Origin of the sequence: Caenimonas terrae (genome assembly GCF_042655405.1) — a bacterium.
Classification (GTDB): Bacteria; Pseudomonadota; Gammaproteobacteria; order Burkholderiales; family Burkholderiaceae_C; genus Ramlibacter; species Ramlibacter terrae_A.
This window is the reverse complement of sequence record NZ_JBHSMF010000015.1, coordinates 251,597-272,205: the sequence shown is the minus strand read 5'-3', so window position 1 is coordinate 272,205 and position 20,609 is coordinate 251,597. Positions and strand designations below refer to the sequence as shown.

General features: G+C 67.9%; 19 protein-coding genes and 1 tRNA gene. 7 read left to right on the top strand and 13 right to left on the bottom strand.

Annotated elements, in window-relative coordinates; translation table 11 throughout:
• Positions 1-9: 9 nt before the first annotated feature.
• The 3 genes from ACFPOE_RS23310 to ACFPOE_RS23300 are packed head-to-tail and all read right to left on the bottom strand — an operon-like array spanning position 10 to position 3,549.
• Complete coding sequence (locus ACFPOE_RS23310) at positions 10-396, bottom strand: polyhydroxyalkanoic acid system family protein (protein WP_376852738.1); 387 nt, start codon at positions 394-396, stop codon at positions 10-12.
• Complete coding sequence (locus ACFPOE_RS23305) at positions 389-1,462, bottom strand: aminopeptidase (RefSeq protein WP_376852856.1); 1,074 nt, start codon at positions 1,460-1,462, stop codon at positions 389-391. The genes ACFPOE_RS23310 and ACFPOE_RS23305 overlap by 8 nt, the downstream gene beginning before the upstream one ends.
• A 14-nt stretch (positions 1,463-1,476) precedes the next feature.
• Entirely contained in the window at positions 1,477-3,549 is a 2,073-nt protein-coding gene (locus ACFPOE_RS23300) for a molybdopterin-containing oxidoreductase family protein (RefSeq protein ID WP_376852737.1), read from the bottom strand.
• A gap of 102 nt (positions 3,550-3,651) precedes the next feature.
• Here ACFPOE_RS23300 and ACFPOE_RS23295 point away from each other — a divergent pair, with 102 nt between their 5' ends.
• Positions 3,652-4,779 (top strand): ABC transporter substrate-binding protein, encoded by a 1,128-nt coding sequence (locus tag ACFPOE_RS23295; RefSeq protein WP_376852736.1) that lies wholly within the window; start codon positions 3,652-3,654, stop codon positions 4,777-4,779.
• A 130-nt stretch (positions 4,780-4,909) separates the two neighbouring features.
• Positions 4,910-5,269, top strand: a complete 360-nt coding sequence (locus tag ACFPOE_RS23290; protein WP_376852735.1) for a hypothetical protein — start codon at positions 4,910-4,912, stop codon at positions 5,267-5,269.
• A gap of 17 nt (positions 5,270-5,286) precedes the next feature.
• Here ACFPOE_RS23290 and argE read toward each other — a convergent pair whose 3' ends face one another.
• Positions 5,287-6,456: an acetylornithine deacetylase gene (gene argE / locus ACFPOE_RS23285; RefSeq protein WP_376852734.1), complete on the bottom strand. Its 1,170-nt coding sequence runs from the start codon at positions 6,454-6,456 to the stop codon at positions 5,287-5,289.
• A gap of 80 nt (positions 6,457-6,536) precedes the next feature.
• Between argE and ACFPOE_RS23280 the strand changes: the two genes are divergently transcribed.
• Positions 6,537-7,733 carry a M20 aminoacylase family protein gene (locus ACFPOE_RS23280; protein ID WP_376852733.1) on the top strand — a complete coding sequence of 399 codons (1,197 nt, stop codon included), beginning with the start codon at positions 6,537-6,539 and terminating at the stop codon, positions 7,731-7,733.
• Positions 7,730-8,839, top strand: coding sequence for a M14 family metallopeptidase (locus ACFPOE_RS23275; protein WP_376852732.1), 1,110 nt, complete (start codon positions 7,730-7,732; stop codon positions 8,837-8,839). Before ACFPOE_RS23280 ends, ACFPOE_RS23275 begins: the two co-directional genes overlap by 4 nt.
• Here the strand turns inward: ACFPOE_RS23275 and ACFPOE_RS23270 are convergent.
• The 3 genes from ACFPOE_RS23270 to ACFPOE_RS23260 all read right to left on the bottom strand — a co-directional run bounded on the left by ACFPOE_RS23270 (position 8,829) and on the right by ACFPOE_RS23260 (position 11,250).
• Positions 8,829-9,599 (bottom strand): type III pantothenate kinase, encoded by a 771-nt coding sequence (locus ACFPOE_RS23270; RefSeq protein ID WP_376852731.1) that lies wholly within the window; start codon positions 9,597-9,599, stop codon positions 8,829-8,831. The two genes, ACFPOE_RS23275 and ACFPOE_RS23270, sit on opposite strands and share 11 nt — an antisense overlap.
• A 6-nt stretch (positions 9,600-9,605) precedes the next feature.
• The gene (locus tag ACFPOE_RS23265) at positions 9,606-10,496 is read right to left on the bottom strand and encodes a hypothetical protein (RefSeq protein WP_376852730.1); all 891 of its coding nucleotides are present in this window, start codon (positions 10,494-10,496) and stop codon (positions 9,606-9,608) included.
• Between the two features lie 79 nt (positions 10,497-10,575).
• Positions 10,576-11,250, bottom strand: a complete 675-nt coding sequence (locus ACFPOE_RS23260; protein WP_376852729.1) for a helix-turn-helix transcriptional regulator — start codon at positions 11,248-11,250, stop codon at positions 10,576-10,578.
• A 215-nt stretch (positions 11,251-11,465) separates the two neighbouring features.
• Between ACFPOE_RS23260 and ACFPOE_RS23255 the strand changes: the two genes are divergently transcribed.
• Together ACFPOE_RS23255 and ACFPOE_RS23250 are read left to right on the top strand one after the other, a co-directional pair.
• Positions 11,466-12,638 (top strand): sensor histidine kinase, encoded by a 1,173-nt coding sequence (locus ACFPOE_RS23255; protein WP_376852728.1) that lies wholly within the window; start codon positions 11,466-11,468, stop codon positions 12,636-12,638.
• A gap of 48 nt (positions 12,639-12,686) precedes the next feature.
• Complete coding sequence (locus ACFPOE_RS23250) at positions 12,687-13,664, top strand: DNA-binding transcriptional response regulator (RefSeq protein ID WP_376852727.1); 978 nt, start codon at positions 12,687-12,689, stop codon at positions 13,662-13,664.
• 10 nt (positions 13,665-13,674) lie between these two features.
• Here the strand turns inward: ACFPOE_RS23250 and cqsA are convergent, their stop codons facing one another.
• The 3 genes from cqsA to ACFPOE_RS23235 all read right to left on the bottom strand — a co-directional run bounded on the left by cqsA (position 13,675) and on the right by ACFPOE_RS23235 (position 18,942).
• Positions 13,675-14,916, bottom strand: a complete 1,242-nt coding sequence (gene cqsA, locus ACFPOE_RS23245; RefSeq protein ID WP_376852726.1) for an alpha-hydroxyketone-type quorum-sensing autoinducer synthase — start codon at positions 14,914-14,916, stop codon at positions 13,675-13,677.
• Between the two features lie 141 nt (positions 14,917-15,057).
• The gene (gene secA, locus ACFPOE_RS23240) at positions 15,058-17,841 is read right to left on the bottom strand and encodes a preprotein translocase subunit SecA (RefSeq protein ID WP_376852725.1); all 2,784 of its coding nucleotides are present in this window, start codon (positions 17,839-17,841) and stop codon (positions 15,058-15,060) included.
• 129 nt (positions 17,842-17,970) lie between these two features.
• Positions 17,971-18,942 (bottom strand): M23 family metallopeptidase, encoded by a 972-nt coding sequence (locus tag ACFPOE_RS23235; RefSeq protein WP_376852724.1) that lies wholly within the window; start codon positions 18,940-18,942, stop codon positions 17,971-17,973.
• Between the two features lie 23 nt (positions 18,943-18,965).
• Here ACFPOE_RS23235 and ACFPOE_RS23230 point away from each other — a divergent pair, with 23 nt between their 5' ends.
• Entirely contained in the window at positions 18,966-19,277 is a 312-nt protein-coding gene (locus tag ACFPOE_RS23230) for a hypothetical protein (protein ID WP_376852723.1), read from the top strand.
• 33 nt (positions 19,278-19,310) lie between these two features.
• On the opposite strand, the gene ACFPOE_RS23225 is transcribed toward ACFPOE_RS23230, so the two are convergent.
• The 3 genes from ACFPOE_RS23225 to ACFPOE_RS23215 form a co-directional block, all read right to left on the bottom strand.
• A tRNA-Thr gene (locus ACFPOE_RS23225) sits at positions 19,311-19,386 on the bottom strand.
• A 15-nt stretch (positions 19,387-19,401) separates the two neighbouring features.
• Positions 19,402-19,908: a ClpXP protease specificity-enhancing factor gene (locus ACFPOE_RS23220; RefSeq protein ID WP_376852855.1), complete on the bottom strand. Its 507-nt coding sequence runs from the start codon at positions 19,906-19,908 to the stop codon at positions 19,402-19,404.
• 15 nt (positions 19,909-19,923) lie between these two features.
• Positions 19,924-20,535, bottom strand: coding sequence for a glutathione S-transferase N-terminal domain-containing protein (locus tag ACFPOE_RS23215; RefSeq protein ID WP_141509423.1), 612 nt, complete (start codon positions 20,533-20,535; stop codon positions 19,924-19,926).
• Positions 20,536-20,609 lie beyond the last annotated feature (74 nt).

The window sequence follows — 20,609 nt, the reverse complement described above, 5'->3', positions numbered from 1 at the left end:
CGCGTGTGCTCAGGCCTTCTTCTTGGCGGCGGGTTTCTTCGCCGCCGTCTTGGCGGCCTTGGCGCCGTGCCTGGCGACCGCGACGTCCAGGGCCTTCAGGGGCTCCTCCTGCGCCAGCAGCTCGTCGAGGTTCTTGACGATCTCGGTCTCGATGCGCTCCTTGAACACGCCGAGCAGGAAGCCGAGCCGGGCGTCCAGCACGAACGCATCGCCCGTCACCTTCAGTTCGCCGTTGACGCCGGAGCGGCTGAAAGTCACCAGGTCCGCGGCCTTGCCCTCCTCGTAGCTGCAGGCCATGTCGAACTTCTCCTGCGCCAGTTCGGCCCAGCGAAAGGCCAGCTTGCGCGCCTGCGCCAGCCCCAGGTCGTGGTCGCGTTGGATGTGGATGTCAGGCACCGGCCATCTCCTTGAGCGTTGCGTGTCGTTGTTCTGTCGGCAGGGCGGCCAGCCGTTTGACCGCATCATAAAACTGCTTCCAGTTGCTGCCCTCGCGGCGGAACAGCGCCTCGAAGCCCGGTACCAGGTCGTCGTAGGCGCCCTGCGCCCCGAAGGCCGCGTTGTTGGCCTGCTCGACCCAGCGGTCGTAGCCGCGCCAGCGGGCCGGATCGCCGCCCCAGCTCGCCTTCAGACGCGCGTACTCGAGGCGGAACTCCTCGAGCGTCGCGCGCTTGTCGGCGGCCATCGCCTTGCTCGGCCAGGCCGCGGGCCCTTCCCCGTAGACCGCGGCCAGCCGCCGCCGGGTGGCCTGCGTGAGGGCGCGGAACTGGTTGCGGCGGCCGTCGAAGTCCGCGTATTCGGTGCGCGCGGCGTGGCTGGCCTGGGCCAGCCACGCCGCGCTGCCCAGCCGCTCCACGGCGGTGGCGAAGGATTCGTTGAAGGTGGTGTCGCCGCTGGCATAGACCACCTGGTGCGCGAGCTCGTGGAAGATCAGGCGCGCAAGCTCGCCCTCGGGATAGTTGATGAAGGTGTTGAGCAGCGGATCGCCGCCGGCCCAGTTCATCCAGCCCAGCGTCGAATACGCGGGCACCGGATACACCGAGACCTCCAGCCCTTGTGCCTTGAGCTGCTGTGCCTCGGCCTGGGCCCGCTTCTCGTCGAAATAGCCGTGGTAGCCGACGCAGCCGGTCACCGGAAAGCACCAGGTCTTGAGCTTGAGCGAGTACTCCGGCGCGGCGACCACGTTCCACACCGCGGCATTGCGATGCAGGTCGGCATAGCGGCGGTAGCTCGGGTTGTCGGGCAACTTCAGCTCGGTGACGGCGAAGCTGCGGATGCGCTGGCTCAGGGCCAGCCTGGCCTTCAGGCGCTCGGGCGAAGCGCTGTCGTCGAGCCAGTCGGCGATCGGCCGGGCGGCGCTCATCAGGCGCAGGTGGCCGGTGGCCGACTGCCAGTAATAGCCGGCGGTGGAACAGCCCGTCAGGCACAGGGTTGCGGCCACCGCCGCGACCGCTGCCAGGCCCATTGCGACTTTGGCCCTCACGCCGGCTGCACTTCGACCAGGCAGTCGTAGAACACCGGCGCGCGCCCCATGTCGGTGAGCTTCTGGCTGGTGAGCTGGTTGACGTTGGTGCCGTCCAGGCCGAGCTTGCGCCACCAGATCCCCAGCCCGTTGACGACGCCGGGCCGGGCCCGCCCGGACACCATCGCCTTGCAGCGGTATTCGCCGCGGTCGTTGAACACGCGCACGATGGAACCCGAGGCGATGCCGCGGGCCGCGGCGTCGTCCTGGCTGATTTCCAGCAGCGGCTCGCCCTCGATGTCGCGCAGGCTGCGCACGTTCGGGAAGGTGGAATTGAGGAAGTTGCGTGCCGGCGGGGAGATCATCGCCAGCGGATGGCGCGCGGACGAACCAGCCACCTCGTGGTTCGGCACATGGTCCGGCAGTCCATCCATGCCCTGGCGCGCCAGCCGCTCGCTGAAGAACTCGCACTTGCCCGACGGCGTCGGAAAGCTGCCTTCGGCGAATGGAGCCTGCGGAATCTGCAGCGTGGCGAAGCCCTGCTCCAGCAGCTGCTGGTAATCCACGCGGTCGCCGAAGGCCTGCCGGCACATCGCTTCGTCGCCGTCGGCGAAACAGGGTTCGTCGAAGCCCATGCGCGCGGCCAGTTCGCGGAACACCGCCGAATTCGGCCGGGCCTGGCCCAGCGGCGCCACGGCCGGCCGGTTCAGCAGCACATCGGTGTGGCCGTAGGAGGTGTGGATGTCCCAGTGTTCGAGCTGGGTGGTGGCCGGCAGGATGTAGTCCGCATAGTCGGCGGTGTCGGTCTGGAACTGCTCCAGCACCACGGTGAACAGGTCCTCGCGCGCGAAGCCTTGCACCACCCGCGCCGATTCCGGCGCCACTGCGACCGGGTTGGAGTTGTAGACCACCAGGGCCTCGATGCGCGGGCCGAACTGCGGCGAGGAGGGCCGCAACAGGTCGTCGCCGATCGTGACCATGTTGATCGTGCGCGGCGTGCGCCCGGCCAGCAGGTCCGGCCGCTGCAGCGTCGCCTTGTCGACCGGGAACATGCCCGAGCTCGAGAGCAGCAGGCCGCCGGCCCGGTGCCGCCAGGCGCCGGTCAGCGCCGGCAGGCAGGCGATGGCGCGGGCCGCGTTGCCGCCGCCGCGCACCCGCTGCATGCCGTAGTTCAGGCGGATGGCCGCCGGTTTGGTGGTGCCCCAGTCGCGCGCCAGGTCGCGGATCTGCTGCACGGGAATGCCGCAGACTTGCGCCGCGCGCTCGGCGGTCCAGAGCATGGCGCGTTCACGCAGGCCTTCCCAGCCCAGCGTGTGGCGCCCGATGTAGTCGTGGTCCAGCCAGTCGTTGACGACCAGCTCGCGCATCACGGCCAGCGCCAGTGCGGCGTCGGTGCCCGGACGCAGCTGGATGTGCTCGTGGCATTTCTCGGCGGTCTCGGTGCGGCGCGGATCGATGCAGACCAGCCGGGCGCCATCGCGCTTGGCCGCCTGCGCCAGCCGCCAGAAATGCAGGTTGCTGGTGATCGAGTTGCTGCCCCAGATCACGATCAGCTTCGATTCGGCGAAGAACTCCACCTTCATGCCGACCTTGCCGCCCAGCGTCTGGGTCAGCGCCTCGCCGCCGGCGCTGGCGCAGATGGTGCGGTCCAGCAGCGAGGCGCCAAGCTTGTGGAAGAAGCGCGCAGCCATGCCTTCGCCCTGGACCAGTCCCATGGTGCCGCAATAGCTGTAGGGCAGGATCGCCTGCGGGTCGCGGGCGGCGATCTCCTGCAGGCGCGCGGCGATGTCGGCCAGCGCCTCGTCCCAGCCGACCGGCTGGTAGCGGCCCGAACCTTTGGGGCCCGTCCGCCTGAGCGGCTGCAGCAGCCGCTCGGGGTGGTAGCTGCGCTCGGCGTAGCGCGAGACCTTGGTGCACAGCACGCCATCGGTGGGGCGGTGGGCCGGGTTGCCTTGCACCTTGATCGCGATACCGTCGCGCACGGTCGTCACCAGCGCGCAGGTATCCGGGCAATCGTGCGGGCAGGCGCCGCGGATCGCCTGGTCGACGCCAGGTTCGGTGAGCACGGGGGGAGAGCTGAAACTGGCCATCCGCCCATCGTATCCGGCCCGGTGGTGGGGCGGATGCGACGGGGCTTTGGGCGGCGGCAGCAATTCGCTAGGTTCCCACCGGGTCAGAAGGGATAATTCTTCATGCTCAATCGTCGCCAGTTCTCGCGGGCCCTCGGCTCCTTAGCAGTCGTGGGGGCGCCCGCCGTGCGCGCCCAGAGCGACCGGATCCTGCTGGGCCAGTCGGCTCCGTTCACCGGCCCGGCCGCCCAGCTGGGAATCCAGCTCAACCTCGGCGCTCGCCTCTACTTCGACCAGGTCAACGCGCAGGGAGGAATTGCCCATCGCCCGGTCGAGCTGGTGCACATGGACGACGGCTACGAGCCAGACCGCTGCGCGGAGAACACCCGCAAGCTGCTCGCGGAAGACGCTTTCACCCTGTTCGGCTACGTCGGCACGCCCACCAGCGTGGCGGCGCTGCCGCTGGCCACGGCCGCCCGCACGCCCTTCTTCGGCCCGTTCACCGGCGCGATGGCATTGCGCCACCCGGGCAACCGCTACGCCTTCCATGTGCGTGCGTCGTACAACGACGAGACCGCGCTGATCGTCAAGCAGCTCACCACCCTGGGGCTGAAGAAGATCGCGGTCTTCTACCAGAACGATGCCTACGGCAAGGCCGGCCTGGACGGGGTGCAGCTGGCCCTGGGCAAGCTGGGCCTCAAGCCGATCGCCCTGGCGACGGTGGAGCGCAACTCGGTGGAAGTGGCGGCTGCGGTGAAAACCCTGGTCGACGCCCACCCCGACGCGATCGTCCAGGTCGGGGCCTACAAGGCCTGCGCGGCCTTCATCCGCACGGCCCGCAAGGGCGGCTATGGCGGAACGTTCTACAACGTGTCCTTCGTCGGCACCCAGGCCCTGGCCGACGAGCTGGGCAAGGACGGCGCCGGCATCGTGGTGTCGCAGGTGATGCCGTCGCCGTACAACCCGGCGCGCCCGATCGCGCGCGAATTCGTCGATGCGGTGAAGAAGGCCGGCGGCGACTACCAGGCCAACTTCTCCAGCATGGAAGGCTACCTGGCGGCCAAGGTCCTGACCGACGGCCTGCGCCGCGCCGGCAGCAAGCCCAGCCGCGAATCGCTGATCGCGGGCCTGGAATCGCTGGGCAGCCAGTCGTATGGCGGGTTCTCGGTGTCGCTGTCGCCGGCCGACCACGTCGCATCGTCGTTCGTCGAGTTGTCGATGCTCACGGGCGACGGCAGGGTTCGCACCTGACCGTTTTCCTGTCAGTGGGCGCCTACAGGGCTGTCAGCAGGAATCGATTTTGGCGGCCGACGGCTGAGGATCGCGCTTTTGGCTGGCGATGGGCCCGATACTTCTGGCTCATCCACAGAAAGAGGCAGTCATGTCCACCCAAAAATTCCTGCGCAGCGCTTCGGCGATCCTGGCCCTGAGCGCAGCGGCGTTCGCAATGAACGCCGGCGCCCAGTCGGCCAACCCGACCGGCCCGACCAATTCGAACACCAACAAGGCCGGCGAGGCTTACCCGAACGACCCGAACGCGGCCAACCCGAACAAGCCGAAGATGGCCGTGATCCAGAAGGCCGAGGACTCGCGTCCGGCCCGGGCCACCAAGCGCGTCGCCAAGAAGACCAAGCGCGCCGTCAAGCGCACCGGCCACAAGATGGCGGACGCAATGCGCAACACCGGCGACAAGATCGGCGACAAGCTGCCGCCGGCACCGGCCCCCGCTCCGACCAAGTAAGCCCGAGCGCCTGGGCGTCAGCCGATTTCCTGCGTGGCCGCCAGGCCGCGCAGGAAGGCCTGGCAGCGTGACAACTGCTCGAGGCTGACGTATTCGTCCGGCTGGTGGGCCTGCAGGATGCTGCCGGGCCCGCACACCACCGTCGGGATGCCGGACTTGCGGAAGATTCCGGCCTCGGTGCCGAAGGCCACCAGCGTGGTGCCCTGCTCCCCCGAGAGCCGCTGCGCCATGCGCGTGACCTGGTCGGCCGCCGAGCCCAGGAAGCTGGGGATCTCGCAGATGGTCTCGAACTCGATGCCGGTCTCCGGCGCCACCTTCTTCATCATCGGTTCGAGCGAACGCGCGTATCCGACCACTTCGGCCTGCATCGCCCCGACGTCGGCGGTCGGCAGGTCGCGGAATTCATAGCGGAACTCCGCGTCGCGCGGCACCACGTTGTCGGCGATGCCGCCGTGGAACTGGCCGACGCTGGCCGTGGAGAACGGCACGTCGAAGCCCTCGTAGCGCGGTTCGTCGCGCTGGAAGCCATCGGCCATGTCCCTGACCTTGACCACCATGCGGGCCGCCACTTCGATCGCGTTGACCGACTGCGGCGTCAGCGACGAATGGGCTTCCTTGCCGCGCACGCAGCAGCGGTAGCGGTACACGCCCTTGTGGGCGATGGCCGGCACCATGCTGGTGGGCTCGCCGACGATGCAGGCCAGCGGGCTGACGCCGGCGTCGCGCATGTCGGCGATCAGGCCCTTGACGCCGAAGCAGCCCACCTCCTCGTCGTAGCTGAACGCGAAGTGGATCGCGAACGGCGCCTTGCTTTCCAGGAACAGCGGCGCATGCGCCAGCGCCAGCGCGATGAAGCTCTTCATGTCGGCGCTGCCGCGGCCGAACAGCTTGCCGTCGCGGACCTCGGCGCCCAGCGGGTCGACGCTCCAGTCCTGGCCGTCCCACGGCACGGTGTCGGTGTGGCCCGACAGGATCACCCCCGAGGGCTTGCCCTCGCCCAGCGTGGCGAACAGGTTGGCCTTGGTCTTGTCGGCGTTGTAGGTCAGCCGGGCGGAGACGCCCAGCCGCTTGAGTTCGTCACGGATGAAATGAATCAGCGCGAGGTTGGAGTTGGCGCTGACCGTGTTCATGCGCACCAGGGTCTGCGCCAGTTCCAGCGCGCGCGGGGACAGGGAGGTGTTTTCCATGCATTCATTCTCGCGGATATCCGGGCCGGGCCGCTGCGGGGCGATAGACTGGCGGGTCCGACGTCTTCAGCCAATCAGCCATGAACATCCTGGACTCCATCGTCACCCAGGCCGCGTCGATCGCGGCCATCAGGCGCGACATCCACGCCCATCCCGAACTGTGCTTCGAGGAGAACCGCACCGCCGACGTGGTGGCCAAGCAGCTGACCGACTGGGGCATCCCCGTTCACCGGGGCCTGGGCCGGACCGGAGTGGTCGGGATCGTGAAGGCGGGCACCAGTTCGCGGGCGATCGGCCTGCGCGCCGACATGGACGCGCTGCCGATGCAGGAGTTCAACACCTTCAGCCACGCCAGCCGCAACCAGGGCAAGATGCACGCCTGCGGCCACGACGGCCATGTGGCGATGCTGCTGGCCGCGGCCCAGCACTTCGCGAAGAACCGCGACTTCGACGGCACGGTCTACCTGATCTTCCAGCCGGCGGAAGAAGGCGGCGGCGGCGCCCGCGAGATGATCAGGGACGGCCTGTTCGAGCAGTTCCCGATGGACGCGGTGTTCGGCATGCACAACTGGCCGGGCACGCAGGTGGGCCGGTTCGCCGTCAGCGCCGGCCCGGTGATGGCCTCTTCCAACGAATTCAAGATCGTCATCCGCGGCAAGGGCAGCCACGCCGCCCTGCCCCACAACGGCATCGACCCGGTGCCGGTGGCCTGCCAGATGGTGCAGGCGTTCCAGACCATCATCAGCCGCAACAAGAAGCCGATCGACGCCGGGGTGATCTCGGTCACCATGATCCACGCCGGCGAAGCCACCAACGTCGTTCCCGACAGCTGCGAACTGCAGGGCACGGTGCGCACCTTCTCGCTGGAGGTGCTGGACCTGATCGAGAAGCGCATGAAGCAGATCGCCGAACACGTCTGCGCCGCCCATGACGCCGGCTGCGAATTCGAATTCGTGCGCAACTATCCGCCGACGGTCAACTCCCCGGCCGAGGCGGAGTTCGCCCGCAAGGTGATGGCATCCATCGTCGGCGACGGCAACGTCGATGTGCAGGAGCCCACCATGGGCGCCGAGGATTTCGCCTACATGCTGCAGGCCAAGCCCGGTGCGTACTGCTTCATCGCCAACGGCGACGGCAGCCACCGCGAGATGGGCCACGGCGGCGGGCCGTGCATGCTGCACAACCCCAGCTATGACTTCAACGACGACCTGATCCCGCTGGGTGCCACCTACTGGGTGCGGCTGGCGCAGGCCTGGCTGGCCCGCGAACGCGCATGAGCGCGGCCGCGCAAGCCTTCGCGGCTTCCTACGCCGAAGCCCGCCGCAAGTTCCTGGATGCGGCCGCCGGCGCCGGGCTGGCGGTCGAATCGAAGCCGCACCCGCTCAAGGGCATCGACGGCGAGCCGCTGGCGATGGACGTGGCGCGCGACGGCCCTGCGGATGCGGCCGCGCTGTTGATCCTGTCGAGCGCCTGCCACGGGGTCGAGGGCTTCTGCGGCAGCGGCGTGCAGGTGGCGGCGCTGCGCGATGCACGCTGGCGCGAGCACGCGAAGGCGCAGGGTGTCGCCGTGCTGTACATCCACGGCCTGAACCCGTACGGCTTTTCGCACCTGCGCCGCACCACGCACGAGAACGTCGACCTGAACCGCAATTTCCACGACTTCAGCCTCCCGCTGCCGGCCAACGAGGCCTATCGCGAAGTCCAGGAACTGCTGTTGCCGCGGGAGTGGCCCCCGGGCGCCGCCAACAATGCCGAACTCGCCAGCTTCGTCCGGTCCCGGGGCGAAGCGGCCTACCAGGCAGCCGTCAGCCGCGGCCAGCACGACTTCCCGGACGGCCTGTTCTACGGCGGCACCGAGGCATCCTGGAGCAACAAGGCGGTGCGCGAGGTGCTGCGCGCCCACGGCCGGCGCGCCGCCCGCATCGCCTGGATCGACATCCACACCGGGCTGGGCGCCCCCGGGGTCGGGGAACGCATCTATGCGGCCCGCGACGATGCCGCCACGCTGGAGCGGGCGCGCCGCTGGTGGAATGGTGACGGCAAGACGCCGGTGACGTCGATCTACGACGGCTCCTCCACCTCGTCGTTCCTCACCGGCATGATGTTCCAGGCCGCATACGAGGAATGCCCGCAGGCGCAATACACCGGCATGGCGATGGAATACGGAACCGTGCCGGTCATGCAGACCCTGCACTCGCTGCGCGCCGAGCAGTGGCTGCAGCGCAATCCGCAGGCCGCGCCGGCGCTCGTTGCGCAGATCCGCGGCCAGGTCAGGGAGGCGTTCTACACCGACACCGACGCGTGGAAGGAGCAGGTGGTGGCCCAGGCACGCGAAGCGCTGGTCCAGGCCGCCGACGGCCTGGGCGCGCCAGTCACGGCCTGAAGCGCTGGCGGGCGATCTCCAGCAGGCCGTCGAAGATCAGGCTGTCTACCAGCTCGAACTTGACCGACATGCTCGGCGCCATCTTCCAGCCCGCCCCGCCGGTCATGAAGCACGCCGGCTCGGTGCCGCAGTGCTGGCGGACATGCTGCACCATGCGCTCCACGGCGCCGGCGATCGCGTAGGTGCCGCCACTGGTGAGGGCGTCGCTGGTGTTGGTCGGGAATTCGCGCACCTCGCCGGTCGGCACATGCAGGCCCGCCGTCCCGGATTCGAGCGCCCGCAGCATGATGCCGTGGCCCGGCAGGATGAAGCCGCCGAGAAAGCGGCCGCTGGCATCCACCGCCTCCACCGTCACCGCGGTGCCGACCATCACCACCACCAGCGGCCGTGCCGGGCCGGTGGCCAGCGCCCTGTGCCAGGCGCCGATCATGGCCACCCAGCGGTCGGCCCCCAGCCGGGCCGGGTGGTCGTAGCCGTTGGTCACGCCGGCCTCGAAAGCGGCCGGCACGACCCATTGCGCGGGCAGGTCCCACAGCTCCGCCAGGTCTTCCTCCACCCGCCGGCGCACCGCGTCGGCCGCCACGATGCAGCCCAGCATGCGGTCGGGCCGCGGCAGGCCAGCCCATTCCCGCTCGGGCAGGTGGTCGATGTTCTCCAGGAACTCGGCGCCGTGGGCCAGCAGCTTCGCACCCGGCTCGGCGGCGGCGTAATGCGCCCATTTCAGGCGCGTGTTGCCGACGTCGATGGCCAGGAAGCCCATGATCCCTCAGCCGGAGAACTGCGTGGCGCTCAGGGCAGCCAGGCTGGCGGCCAGCTCCTGCTCCTGTCCCAGCAGCTGCTGGCAGGCGGAAACGGCCTTGCCCACCGTCTTTTCCAGGTCCTTGTGTGCCTCCAGCTGGGGCTCGATGCCCTGGGCCGGGTTCTGGCCTTCGGCGGCGACGGCCGCCACCGGTGCCAGCACGCCGTGCCAGTCGTCGACCTCCGAGACCAGCGACTTGTGCAGGGCCTGCAGCAGCGCGTCCCGCTTGTGGAGATAGGCCCGGACCAGGTCGGGCACCGGCGCACAGGCGTTGCACAGCGCGCGCAGCATCTTGAGGCGGTCGACCAGGATGTCGCAGCGGGCCGAGTCTTCCAGCACGGCGCGGCGGGCCTGCGGGTCGGTGGCCGCGGCCTGACGCAACTTGATCTGGTTGCGCATGTCCTGCAGCCAGCGCGCGCCCTGGTCGATGATCTTCTCCACGGCGCGGAATTCCACTTCCAGTTCCACCAGGGCACGTTCGAGCGGCGCCGCATCGGCCTTCTGCTCCGACCCCAGCGACATCGCCGTTGCCGCGATCTCGGCCGCCTCGCCGCCGACTTCCTCGAAGCGGTGGGCGAACTCCGACCCGCTGCCCTTGCTCTTGCCCAGCGCGCGGGCCCACAGGCCACGCGGCTCCAGCAGCGAAAAATCGAGGTCCGGCAGGTCGTCGGCCAGCTTCTCCAGCCGGCTGGCGACCGCCGCCAGCCCGGGCAGCCGCGCCTTGGCGCGCAGCAACTCGCCCAGTTCCGCGATGCGCTTGACGTGCATGTGGCCGGCGTCGGCCGCCATCTGGGTGAGCCACGCCGCCGGCGTGGTGGCCGGCTTGGGCTTGAGCTGCGCCAGCTTGGCGGGAGACATCAGGGATGCTGTGCGATCGGACTCGTCCATGGGTTCCCCTTCGACCGCAATATACCCGCTAGCACCTGCGACAGCCCGCTCAGAGGGCGCCGATCCAGCATGCGCGTTGTATTGCCGCCATCTTGTTGTCCACCTTCAGCTTGCCCATCGCATTGGCCAGGTGGTAGTTCACCGTGCGCTCCGTGCAACTCAGGCGCAGCGAGCTCTCGCGCGCCGTCAGGCCCTGGAACGCCAGCACCAGGCACTCCCGCTCGCGCGGGCTCAGGGTGGAACGGGCCTGGGCGATCGAGCGCTTGACCAGCGGCCAGATGTTGAGCGCGGACCATGCCAGCGACGCCGCTTCGGCGCGGTCCGTCAGCTCGCGCGGGCTGAACATGAAGCACTCGAAGGCGCGGCCGGCGGGCAGCGAGAACTCGACCCGGACCACCGTCTGATAACCGTGCGCCAGCCACAGCTGGCGCCAGCGGCTGGTGCCCAGGTGGTCCGATTTGGCGATGTACTGCCAGGCCACCAGCGGCGCATCCGAGTCGCGCCACGGCGCTCCGAAGTCGCGGCTCGCCGCCAGCGCATTGGCCGCTTCGGCCAGCACGGGCGGATGCACGGCGACAACCTCGCGGTCCTCGCTGCCGCCGAACGGGTCGGGACCGAGGATCACCACCGCTTCCACCGAGAACTCCCGCAGGGCCGCGATCCAGTCGCTGAGGATGCCATCGAGGCTGACGCTGTCAAAGTTAACAGGGACCCCAAGGGGCATTTGAATCGCCTTTCTGCCGCGGCTGAGACAATATCACCATTCTTCGCCGCTCATCGGAGCGAGTGCTGGCCTGGGGAAGAGGGAAACATTTGTCGATACGTGCGCTTTATGCCAGTGGAACCGGGCTGCTTCAATCGTGGGCATCCAACGCGGTGGTCCGCCCGCTGCTCGAACCGGTGCTGCATCCGTCCCGCTGGCGCATCCGTGCACTTGGATTGTCCACCGCCCTGGGGCACCCGCTGTTCTACTGGATCTGGGGCAAGCTGCTGCCGCAGCCGTACGAGAGCCTGGTGCTGCGGCTGATCATGAGCGTGCTCGGACTGAGCCTGCTGGTGTTTCCGCAGTTCAGCGCCACGCCGCCCAGCCGCGCTTCCGCCGCCACGTTCACCGGCATCTTCTGGCTGACGCTGCCGCTGTTCTTTTCGTGGATGTACTTCTGCAACAGCGGCAACACGGTCTGGCTGGCCAGCCTTGGCGCGATGTTCCTGATCTATTACCAGCTGACCGACTGGCGGATCGCGACCCTGGGCAGCGTCTCCGGCGTGGCGCTGGCCTGGGTGGCGTTCATCGCCTTCGGCCCGCCCGCGGCCGACATGCCGATGACGCAGGTGCTGACCAACATCGTGGTGCTGGCCTTCAGCTGGTTCATGGGCCTGGTGCTGGGCATCTCCTCGTCGAACCTGCGGCGCGAGCAGTTGAACTATACGCTGGGCACCATGGGCATCATGGCCCACGAACTGCGCACGCCGCTGGCCACCATGTCGCTGATCGGCGACGCGGTGCGCACCGAGACCGGGGAAGGCGGCGAAGCCTCGGCCCAGAAGCTGGACAAGCTCGGCGCGCGCCTGAACACGCTGGTGCGCAACATGAACCACCAGATCGACATGCAGATCGCCAACGCCCGCCTGATGCGGCTGCCGGTGCACAAGGAGACGATCTCCGCCGCCGACCTGGTGCGCCAGGCGGTCTCGGACTACCCGTACCGCAGCACCCGCGAGCGCGAATGCGTCCAGGTGCTGGTGCGGCGCGACTTCCTGTTCGAAGGCTCGCACGCGCTGTTCGCGCAGGTGATCGACAACCTGCTGAAGAACGCGCTGCGCTCGCTGGCCGCGGCCACCACCGCCAGCCATCCGGGCGACCTGCTGGTCGAGGTCGGCACGCTGCACAGCCGCGGCCGGATCGTTGTCAACGACCGCGGGGTCGGCATCGACCCGGCGCTGCAGCCGCGCATCTTCGAACCCTTCTTTTCGACCGACCGCGGCACCGGCCACGGGCTGGGCCTGGCCTTCTGCCAGCGCGTTGTCCAGGGCGCCAGCGGCACCATCCGCGTGAAATCCGAACCGGCGCGCGGCGCCATCTTCACAATTGAACTGCCGCTGCTGGCCTAGCACAATGACCCACTCCCAAGAACAAGCCCCCCGACCACAGGATCAGCGATGAGCTTTCCCCTCTTTCACCGCCCCGGCACGGTGGTCTTCCTCGACGACGACCCGGACTACCTGGAGATGCTGGCGCTGGTGCTGCCCAAGCGCTGGCACGTGAAGCTGTTCATGCGGCCGGCGGAGTGCATCAACTACCTGCAGCAGGAGCCGCCGTTCTGGGAAGCCGACGCGTGGAACCAGCAGCAGCTGATCACCGAATGGCGCGAGGGCAAGCCGCTGATTCCGCAGATCCTGGGGTACTGGTCCAAGTACACCGAGCGCTACGCACTCACGCGCGTCTGCGTCGTCGACTACTCGATGCCCGGCATGGACGGCCTGCAGGCGCTGGGCGAGCTGATGGACTGGCCTGGCGCGCGGGTGCTGCTGACCGGCCAGGCCGACGAACAGGTGGCGGTGCGCGCCTTCAACCGCGGGCTGATCGACCAGTTCATCGCCAAGCAGACGCCCGACATTTCGCGCCGGCTGATCGACGCCGTCGAACAGCTGCTGGCCACGCCGAACGCGCGCCACGAGCAGACCTGGCGCGTGACGCTCAGCCCCGAGCAGAACGCATTGCTGCGCGGGGCCGCGGCGGGGCGCGACCTCAAGGCCTTTGCCGCCAAGCACTGGATCGAACACGTGGTGATCGGCCAGCCGTTCGGCGTGCTCGGGATGGACAGCGCCGGCCATGTCAGCTGGCTGCAGCTGGAAACGCGCGAAGGCCTGAACGCGCTGGCGGAACTGGCCGAGATCGAAGGCGTGCCCGCCGCTGGCCTGGACGAGATCCGCTCCGGCCGCCGGCTGGCCGACCTGGAACTGCGGCAGGCGCTGGGGCGCCGCGGCCCGCCCCAGCTGATGCAGGCGCATCCGGTCGGACAGGGCGAGGGCCTGCTGGGCGCGCTGTTCACCATCGATCCGCCGCACGCGCCGGACCCGGTGAACAGCTACTCGAACTGGCTGGCGCGCCAGGAGCCCCGCTTCGTGCAAGGCTAGCCGCCAGCCCCTAGGCCGGCTGCGCGCGGTTGCGCCTGGCGATCGGCCATTCCCAGGGCTTCACCTTGGCCGCGACGACCCGGGCCGCGGATTCGACGTGGCTCAGCTCCGCCTCGGTCAGTCCGGCATTGAGCGTCAACCGCACCATCGCGCGGTTGCGGCTGGTGGCCGGCGCGCAGAACACGCTGCCGATCACCCCCTGCGCTTCCAGCGCGTCGCGCAAGGCCAGCGTGTCCAACTCCAGTCCGGCTTCCAGCGAGATGATCTGCTCGCTGCCCTGGTGGATCGGATAGCCCGCGTCGGAAAGGCTGCCGCGCAGCCGGAGGGTGTTCGCGAACAGCTTGCGGCGGGCATCGTCGCTGCGCTTGACCACTTCCAGCGTGGCGCGCAGGCCGGCCACCTCGTGCGGCAACAGGCAGGAGCTGAAGATGCTGGGAAAGCTGTGGCACATGAGGTAGTTGCGCAGTTGCGCCGGCATCGAAAAGAAGCCGGCCCGGCCGGCGAATGCCTTGGCCAGGCTGCAGGTGATGAACTGCACCCGGCTGGTCAGCCCCAGCTGCGCGCACAAGCCGGCGCCGGCCGGCCCGTGGGTGCCGACCGAGTGCGATTCGTCCACCAGGATCATCGAGCCAGCGGCTTCGGCAGCCTCCACGATCTGCACCAGGGGACAGAGCGCGCCGGTGGTGCTGTAGACCGAGTCGACGACGACGAGGCCCGGCCCATGGCGGGCCATGACCTTCGCCAGGTGGGCCGGGTCGTTGTGGCGGAACGCATGGACCGGCGCGTTCGCGGCCCGCGCCCCTTCCCAGAGCGACATGTGGGCCAGGCTGTCCATGTAGACCGGGGTGTCGGCATCGGCCACCACCTGCAGCAGCCCGAGATTGGCGGTGTAGCCGGACTGGCAGAGCAGTCCGTCCTCGACGCCCAGCCAGTCGCAAAAAGCCCGTTCGAGCTGCCACGCGCTGTTGCCTTCCAGCTGGAACACGCCGGACTGGAGCACGAATTCCCGGTCGCTGCGCAGCGAGCTCAGTTGCGCCTGGACGATCTCCGGATGGCCCGTGATCGCCAGGTAATCGTTGCCGTCCAGGCGCACGTCATTCGTGTCGGGGCTCTTGCCGTGGGTGACGAATCTGCCGCCCCACTCGTCCCGCAGGCGCGCCGAAAACTGGGTTTCGATGCGTTGCTGCAGACGCGCGGACAGGATAGGGCGACGAGCGGCGCTCGCCGAAACCGGCTTGTGAAGGACTTCCATTGGTGCACCAGGTATTGCTGTGCACCCATTGAAGGCTGAAACGATTAGTTGCGTCATTCACCCCCTGTCAACAATGACAGGGGGTGAATGTTGCTAGCCGGATCTTTTGATACTAAGTGTAAGAAGACCCGGGCTGACGGGTCAGGCCAGCTTGCCGTGGCACTGCTTGTATTTCTTGCCGCTGCCGCAAGGGCAGGGATCGTTGCGGCCGACGCGCGCGTATTGCTCGTCGAAAGCCGCCGAGCCGGTCGGCCGGGCCGTGCTCTGGTCCACCAGCGTTTCCACTTCGCCGGTTTCGGTCGGCGCCGTGTACGTCACGTTGGCGATCCGCTCTGCCCGGTTTTCCAGGTCCTCGGCCGCCTGCTCGAGCTGCTCGCCCGATTCCACCTTGACCGTCATCAGCAGCTTGGTCACTTCGTTCTTCACCGAATCGAGCAGCTGGCCGAACAGCTCGAAGGCTTCGCGCTTGTATTCCTGCTTGGGCTGCTTCTGCGCGTAGCCGCGCAGGTGGATGCCCTGGCGCAGGTAGTCGAGCGCCGACAGGTGCTCGCGCCAGTGGGTGTCGATGCTTTGCAGCAGGACGATGCGCTCGAACTGGGTGAAATTCTCCGGCCCGATCTGCTGCACCTTGCGTTCGAAGGCCTGGTTGGCCTCGTGCAGCACCTTCTCCAGCACTTCGTCGTCGGTGATGGAGCTGGCGCCCTGCACCAGCGCCTGCAGCGAGATGGGCACGCCCCACTCCTCGGACAGCGACTTTTCCAGTGTCGCCAGGTCCCACTGTTCCTCGACCGATTCGGGCGGGACGAACTGGTGCGTGAGGTCGGTGAAGCAGCCCTCGCGCAGCGACGCGATCTGGGCCGACAGGTCGGCCGCGTCCAGGATGTCGTTGCGCTGCTGGTAGATCACCTTGCGCTGGTCGTTGGAGACGTCGTCGTATTCCAGCAGCTGCTTGCGGATGTCGAAGTTGCGCGCTTCCACCTTGCGCTGGGCGCTCTCGATGCTGCGCGAGACGATGCCGGCCTCGATGGCCTCGCCGTCGGGCATCTTCAGCCGCTCCATGATCGCCTTGACCCGGTCGCCGGCGAAGATGCGCATCAGCGGATCGTCCAGGCTCAGGTAGAAGCGCGACGAGCCCGGGTCGCCCTGGCGCCCGGAGCGGCCGCGCAGCTGGTTGTCGATGCGGCGCGACTCGTGGCGCTCGGTGGCGATGATGCGCAGGCCGCCCAGCGCGGTGACGGTCTGGTGGTCCTTGGTCCACTGCTCGCGCAGTTCGGCAATCTTCTTCGCCTTGGCGTCCGGGTCCAGCGATTCGTCGGCCTCCACCGCCTCGACCGCCTTCTCCACGTTGCCGCCCAGCACGATGTCGGTGCCGCGGCCGGCCATGTTGGTGGCGATGGTGATCATCTTGGGCCGGCCGGCCTGGGCCACGATGTCCGCTTCGCGCGCGTGCTGCTTGGCGTTGAGCACCTGGTGGGGCAGGTTTTCCTTGTTCAGGAGCTCGTCGATGATTTCGGAGTTCTCGATCGACGTCGTTCCGACCAGCACCGGCTGGCCGCGCTCGTAGCACTCGCGGATGTCCTTGATCGCCGCCTCGTACTTCTCGCGCGTGGTCTTGTAGACCCGGTCGAGCTGGTCGTCGCGGCGGCTCGGCCGGTTCGGCGGGATCACGGTGGTCTCCAGCCCGTAGATCTCCTGGAACTCGTAGGCCTCGGTGTCGGCCGTGCCGGTCATGCCGGCGAGCTTGCCGTAAAGGCGGAAGTAGTTCTGGAAGGTGATGGAGGCCAGCGTCTGGTTCTCGGCCTGGATCGGCACGCCTTCCTTGGCTTCCACGGCCTGGTGCAGGCCGTCGCTCCAGCGCCGGCCCGCCATCAGGCGGCCGGTGAATTCGTCGACGATCACCACTTCCTGGTTGCCGTCTTCGCCCGCCTGCACCACATAGTGCTGGTCGCGGAAGTAGAGCCGGTTGGCCCGCAGCGCCGCGTACAGGTGGTGCATCAGCGTGATGTTGGCCGGGTCGTACAGCGTCGCACCCTCGGGAATCATCCCGAGGTTGAACAGGATGCGTTCGGCGTTCTCGTGGCCCTGCTCGGTCAGGAACACCTGGTGGCTCTTCTCGTCCACCGTGAAGTCGCCCGGCTTGGTGATGCCCTCCCCGGTGCGCGGGTCGGCCTCGCCCTCCTGCTTGGTCAGCAGCGGCACCACCTTGTTCATGGCGATGTACATCTCGGTGTGGTCTTCGGCCTGGCCGCTGATGATCAGCGGCGTGCGGGCCTCGTCGATCAGGATCGAGTCCACCTCGTCGACGATGGCGTAGTTCAGGCCGCGCTGCACCCGGTCCGCCACCTCGTAGACCATGTTGTCACGCAGGTAGTCGAAGCCGAATTCGTTGTTGGTGCCGTAGGTGATGTCGCAGCGATAGGCCGCCTGCTTGGCTTCGCGCGGCATGTTGGGCAGGTTCACGCCCACCGTCAGGCCCAGGAAGTTGTACAGCTTGCCCATCCACTGCGCGTCGCGATTGGCCAGGTAGTCGTTGACCGTCACCACGTGGACGCCGCGCCCGGTCAATGCGTTGAGGTAGACCGGCAGCGTGGCCGTCAGCGTCTTGCCCTCGCCCGTGCCCATTTCGGAGATCTTGCCGTTGTGCAGCGCCATGCCGCCCAGCAGCTGAACGTCGAAGTGGCGCATCTTCATGACCCGCTTGGAGCCCTCGCGCACCACCGCGAACGCCTCGGCCAGCATGTCGTCGAGCGCCTCGCCGCCGGCGACCCGGGTGCGGAACTCCTCGGTCTTGGCGCGCAGCTCGTCGTCGCTGAGCTTTTCGAACTCCGGCTCAAGCGCATTGATCCGCTCGACGGTCTTGCTGTATTGCTTGAGCAGGCGGTCGTTGCGACTGCCGAAAATTTTGGTCAGGAGATTGGTGGCCATGAACGCGATACCGCCCTGCCAGCCCACCGGGGCCCGCAGGGGCAGCGCAATCCTTTGTTATGCAGGATGGAAAATGAGGCCGGAGCCGGCCAATGCAAGGCATCGGCGGATCCAGCAAAGCCGCTGATTTTACCTGTGGCTGGCGATCTGGAGCGTGGCCGGTGCGCCGGCCCTGGCCAATTGGGGGCCGGCCAGGTTCTGCCCCGCGGCCAGGAACTTCTGCGGATCCTGCGGTACCCCCTGCACCAGCACCTCGAAATGCAGGTGCGGACCGGTGGAACGGCCGGTGGTGCCGACCTCGGCCAGCTTCTGGCCGCGCTTGACCAGGTCGCCCTTCTTCACCCAGACCCGCGACGCATGGGCGTAACGCGTGATCACGTCGTTGCCATGGTCGATCTCGATCATGTTGCCGTAGGCCGGGTTCAATTCCTGGGTGACGACCACGCCGCCGGCCGCTGCCAGGATCGCCGTCCCGGTGTCGGCCTGGAAATCAAGCCCGGTGTGAAGGGCCGAACGGCCGGTGAAGGGGTCGATGCGCCAGCCGAACGCGGAACCGACGTGGCCGTTCAGCACCGGCTGCTGGGTCGGCACCATCATCTTGCGGATCTTCTGGTCCAGCAGGCGCGACTCCATGACCGTCATCAGGTCGGTGCGCTGTTCGGCCACCTGGTCAAGCTCCGCCAGCGTGGCCTGCAGCTGCTCCAGCGTCAGAGACGGCCCCGCGACCAGGGCGCCGCCCCGGCCCGGCGCCACCTTGATGTCGGCCGGATTGACGCCGGCCAGGCCGGACACCCGCTCACCGAGCGCTTCCAGCTGCACCATCCTGGCCTGCATCTCGCCGACCTTGCGCGCCATGGCATCGAGGTTTTCGCGCATGAACCGGTCGCGCTGCTCGAATTCGTCCTTCACCACCAGCCGCACCAGCGCGCCGATGACGGGCCAGCCTTCGCGCGCGCCCTTGAGGAACACCCAGTGGTATAGGCCCGCGGCCGTCACCATCAGGGCCAGCGACAGCGCCAGCAGCGACAGCAGCAGGCGCGTGCCGCTCAGATGCACCGCGCGACTCTTCGCCAGCCACGCGTCCGTGATAATGAAATGCACTTGATCTCCTCGCTCTCTGTTCTTTGACCAACCGACGCAACCATCCGGTCACGCTGCTGCAGGCCGCCGAAGAGTCCCCCGCCCTGGCGCGGCTGGCGGAGCTCGCGCGCGAATCCGGCGAGCGACTCAAGGCCATCCAGCCCCTGATCCCGCCGGCACTGCGCCCCGCGGTCAAGGCCGGCCCCATCGACGGCAGCAGCTGGTGCCTGCTCGTGGGCAACAACGCCGCAGCCGCCAAATTGAGGCAGGTCCTGCCGGCCCTGCAGAGCCGTCTGGCCGACTGCGGCTGGCAGGTTACCTCAATCCGTTTGAAGGTTCAAAGCGCTCAAAGGTAACCAAGCAGGCGAAACGACCGCCTGGCGGTCCAATGGTGCCGATTGTCGGAATCGAACTGACGACCTACCGCTTACAAGGCGGTTGCTCTACCAACTGAGCTAAATCGGCACGGGGAAATTCTAGCTACTTGACGCGCTTGAGCGAAGGCCGCGGACCGCTGGGAGGCCGTGGCGGCTCCGGCGCATCCTTGCCGTCGGAAACCACCTCGGGGTTGACCAGCTGCACCACCTTGGGCTCCGCGTCGGCGCCGGCGCCGGCCGCCGGAACGCTGGACAGCGGCGAGGGCCGCGGTGCCTCGTCCGCCCCGGGGCCCGCCACCGGGAAGGCCATGCCCTGGCCGTTCTCGCGCGCGTAGATGGCGATCACGCGGTTCACGGGCACGATGATCTCGCGGGCGCTGCCGGCAAAGCGGGCCTTGAACTCGATGAAATCGTTGCCCAGCTTGAGCGAGCTGGTGGCGTCGAAGCTGATGTTCAGCACGATTTCACCGTTCTTGACGTACTCGCGCGGCACCTGCACGGAATCGTCCACCAGCACCGCCACGTACGGCGTCAGGCCGTTGTCGGTGCACCAGTCGTACAGGGCCCGGATCAGGTAAGGGCGGGTGGACGTCGATTCCAGCGCATTCATCATTGGGCAGGGCGATTACTTGCGCATCACCTTTTCGGACGGCGTGAGCGCTTCGATGTAGGCGGGCCGCGAGAAGATGCGCTCTGCGTACTTCAGCAGGGGCGCGGCGTTCTTGGACAGCTCGATTCCATAGTAATCCAGCCGCCACAGCAGAGGCGCGATGGCCACGTCCAGCATCGAGAAATTCTCGCCGAGCATGTACTTGTTCTTCAGGAACACCGGGGCCAGCTGGGTCAGGCGGTCGCGGATGTGCGCCCGCGCCTTCTCCAGCGCCTTCTCGTTGCTCTTGGCGGCGCGCGATTCCAGCGTGCTGACGTGGACGAACAGTTCCTTCTCGAAGTTGAGCAGGAACAGGCGCACGCGGGCGCGGTCCACCGGGTCGCCGGGCATCAGCTGCGGATGCGGGAAGCGCTCGTCGATGTACTCGTTGATGATGTTCGACTCGTACAGGATGAGGTCGCGCTCGACCAGGATCGGAACCTGGCCGTACGGATTCATCACGTTGATGTCTTCCGGCTTGTTGTACAGGTCGACGTCGCGGATCTCGAAGTCCATCCCCTTTTCGAACAGCACGAAGCGGCAGCGGTGGGAGAAAGGACAGGTGGTTCCCGAATACAGCACCATCATGATGAAGGCTCCTTAAATCAAAAAAGAGTGGGTGCCTGAAGCAGCCCACTCATGGAAGGACGCGCGGGCGGCCG

What these genes read in the sequence shown, in the direction of transcription:
- ACFPOE_RS23305 (WP_376852856.1), bottom strand. Translation starts at nt 1,462, where the DNA reads ATGGGCCTGGCAGCGGTCGCGGCGGTGGCCGCAACCCTGTGCCTGACG.
- ACFPOE_RS23300 (WP_376852737.1), bottom strand. Translation starts at nt 3,549, where the DNA reads ATGGCCAGTTTCAGCTCTCCCCCCGTGCTCACCGAACCTGGCGTCGAC.
- ACFPOE_RS23295 (WP_376852736.1), top strand. Translation starts at nt 3,652, where the DNA reads ATGCTCAATCGTCGCCAGTTCTCGCGGGCCCTCGGCTCCTTAGCAGTC.
- ACFPOE_RS23290 (WP_376852735.1), top strand. Translation starts at nt 4,910, where the DNA reads ATGTCCACCCAAAAATTCCTGCGCAGCGCTTCGGCGATCCTGGCCCTG.
- argE (WP_376852734.1), bottom strand. Translation starts at nt 6,456, where the DNA reads ATGGAAAACACCTCCCTGTCCCCGCGCGCGCTGGAACTGGCGCAGACC.
- ACFPOE_RS23280 (WP_376852733.1), top strand. Translation starts at nt 6,537, where the DNA reads ATGAACATCCTGGACTCCATCGTCACCCAGGCCGCGTCGATCGCGGCC.
- ACFPOE_RS23275 (WP_376852732.1), top strand. Translation starts at nt 7,730, where the DNA reads ATGAGCGCGGCCGCGCAAGCCTTCGCGGCTTCCTACGCCGAAGCCCGC.
- ACFPOE_RS23270 (WP_376852731.1), bottom strand. Translation starts at nt 9,599, where the DNA reads ATGGGCTTCCTGGCCATCGACGTCGGCAACACGCGCCTGAAATGGGCG.
- ACFPOE_RS23265 (WP_376852730.1), bottom strand. Translation starts at nt 10,496, where the DNA reads ATGTCTCCCGCCAAGCTGGCGCAGCTCAAGCCCAAGCCGGCCACCACG.
- ACFPOE_RS23260 (WP_376852729.1), bottom strand. Translation starts at nt 11,250, where the DNA reads ATGCCCCTTGGGGTCCCTGTTAACTTTGACAGCGTCAGCCTCGATGGC.
- ACFPOE_RS23250 (WP_376852727.1), top strand. Translation starts at nt 12,687, where the DNA reads ATGAGCTTTCCCCTCTTTCACCGCCCCGGCACGGTGGTCTTCCTCGAC.
- cqsA (WP_376852726.1), bottom strand. Translation starts at nt 14,916, where the DNA reads ATGGAAGTCCTTCACAAGCCGGTTTCGGCGAGCGCCGCTCGTCGCCCT.
- secA (WP_376852725.1), bottom strand. Translation starts at nt 17,841, where the DNA reads ATGGCCACCAATCTCCTGACCAAAATTTTCGGCAGTCGCAACGACCGC.
- ACFPOE_RS23220 (WP_376852855.1), bottom strand. Translation starts at nt 19,908, where the DNA reads ATGAATGCGCTGGAATCGACGTCCACCCGCCCTTACCTGATCCGGGCC.
- ACFPOE_RS23215 (WP_141509423.1), bottom strand. Translation starts at nt 20,535, where the DNA reads ATGATGGTGCTGTATTCGGGAACCACCTGTCCTTTCTCCCACCGCTGC.